The following is a 2,547-nucleotide window of genomic DNA, read 5'->3' as shown; positions in this document are numbered from 1 at the left end:
AGCATTAATCAGCGGTGTATTATCTCTTTTAAATAATCCGGCAGAAAATACCACGTCTGTACCTGGTTCTGCGCCGTTATTACCACCAATGAATTTCACCATCGCCGGCTGATCCAGGATCGTTACTTCTCCTTTGGCTTTGGTGAGATACAGTTCAGATGCATCCAGCACTTCTACGTGGAAAGACTCCTTGCCTTCCAGCAGGTTATCGCTTTTTACAGGGATCTGTATGGTTTTGGAAATAATAGCGCCGGCAGCAAATTCAGATGGCACAAAGGAAATAGTTCCTTCTGTAACATCGAAATCAGCAGCAGCAGCACCACCTTTATGAGGGATGGTTTTATAATGAACGTTCACGGGTGTACGAACACCATTGCTTCTTAAAAATCCGGATAAGGTAATCGTCAGTGTAGCGTTGGACAAACCATTCAGTGGCTCAGAAACAGCGATATCATTAATAGATACACCATGGCTGATTTTAATGATACGGTTACCATCTTCGTCACCGCCACCCGCTGCAATGATTTCGCCGGAAGGGCTCATCAGCAGGGAAGCCAGACTTGTTTTAGCATCATATTTTCCCAGTTGTTTATCAAACATCATTTCACCATCAGGACTCAGCTTAATCATGCGGTAGCCATCTTTGGCCACTACACAGATCTCATCATCTTCGGTGAGTAACAGGTGTTGGAAAACAGAACCCAGGCTTTTATCTACTACGGCTGTTCCATCAGGGAGCAGTTTTACAATTTTACCGGTGTTGTTGCTAACGTTACCACCAGCAGCTACCACTTTTCCATTTTTGCCTACTTCCAATGCGTATAAAGCAGCATCGGTTTCTTTGTTAAACAATTCCGTTCCATCAGGACGCAGTTTAACAATACGGCCTTTATCTTTTTCTTCTGCGCAGGCAAAGATCTGACCGAGGTCATTTACTTTGATCGCATTAAATTTACCGTCAACAGTACTGTACTCCTTGTCAAATACGATCTGACCTTCCGCATTCACTTTCGCGATGCGACTGGCGTTGCCGGTACCATAAGCACCACCGCCCATAGCCAGTACGGAGCCATCTTCCAGTAATAACATTTTTTCGAAAGTAGCACCTGGTTTACCGAAAGAAAGCTCAAATTGCTTTTCTCCCTTACCATCTACCTTTACCATGTAAGCCTTGCCCTGTCCATCACCCACGTCGCCACCTACAGCAACAATGTTTTCATCTTCATCAATCAGCACATTGGTAAATACATTGTGTGCACCAAAGCCTTTGTCAAATTCAACTTTACCATCCGCGCTCATTTTGGTGATACGCGCCTGGGCAGGCTTACTGCCATCCACGCCAACGGTAATATAATTACCATGACGATCGGTAATGATCTTAGTGAAATAACCCCCCTGACCATTGCCAATGCTCTTGTCGAATACTACTTCTCCGGTAGCAGACAGTTTGGTAATACGGGCATTGCCATAAGCAATAGTACCGCCACCCACTGCCACCAGTTCACTTTTAGGTAATAAAAGCAGATCCTGGTAAGCTACCAGTCCGCCTTTATTCAGTTTAGCATTATAAATAAGGTTTCCTGTGGCAGATAATTTAGTGATACATCCATTATCTGTTCCGCCGCCGATAGCAACAATCGAGTTGTTCTCCGCAATAGCCAGTTTCTTATACTGGTTTTTGGGAGCACTAAAACTCTTGTTAAACACAACAGGCATTTCCTGTGCGAAGGCCTGTGAGCCTACCGCCAGTAAAAGCATTAGTGAAGAAATTTTGTTCATTTGTATTAGTTTGATATACGCAAAAAATAACCGATAAATACTTTATTGAATTTTGATCTCGCACCTTCTGTTCACCCCCTGTAACTCTATGAAGATGTCTCTGTCGTTATCCAGACTATATTGTTTCGCTATCCACACCGGCCTGGTAGAGCCGAAGTAGTTAATCTTTATTTTATCTGCATCCACTCCCCGGCTTAACAGGCATTCCTGTATATATACTGCACGGTTCTTGGAAAGCGACAGGTTGTATCTTTCTGTACCAATAATATCTGTATGCCCGTTCACCAGGATGATCCGGTGAGGGTTGGCCTTCCATATCTGGAAAATAGAATCCAGCTTACGCCATTCCTGATCCTGCGGTACATAGGAATTCAGGTCGTAGTAAATAAATCCCGGTACTTTCCAGAGCGACTCCAGGGCTTTCACTGCACTGTCTTTTACCAGCGCATAACTGCCACCCCCTTTAAATGAAGCAGGCATACTACCAGAGGGTTGCCAGCTCACCACCTCAGGACTGCTATAAGCTGCCTGACTGGTATGTACAGGTATAGTGGTATTGTTATTGGAAGATGTGGAAGCAGTAACGCTGCTCCCCGGATTGGTCGTTTGCCAGGGAATATTCTCAGGTGAACTGTCTATTGTTTTATCGGCATAATCTACCACGTTGCGATCAGGTGTAACGGGAGCGGCTACTGCTACAACAGGGGCTACAACGGCAGGAGCCTCCACGGCTTGTTCCACCGGGCGGTTATCATACTGTTTACTACC

Annotated in this window: 2 protein-coding genes; both read right to left on the bottom strand. The window is 44.9% G+C overall.

The window, feature by feature from the left end; genetic code table 11:
- Positions 1 to 1,779: hypothetical protein (locus tag VIP81_RS21705; RefSeq protein WP_331966229.1), on the bottom strand; the 1,779-nt coding region annotated here is incomplete at its 3' end.
- A 42-nt stretch (positions 1,780 to 1,821) separates the two neighbouring features.
- The coding region (locus VIP81_RS21700; protein WP_331966226.1) for an OmpA family protein at positions 1,822 to 2,547 on the bottom strand (726 nt) is incomplete at its 5' end.

Origin of the sequence: Chitinophaga sp. (assembly GCF_036566945.1) — a bacterium.
In the GTDB taxonomy this organism is placed as follows: domain Bacteria; phylum Bacteroidota; class Bacteroidia; order Chitinophagales; family Chitinophagaceae; genus Chitinophaga.
The sequence above is the reverse complement of the archived record's forward strand: the minus strand, read 5'-3'. Positions and strand labels throughout refer to the sequence as shown.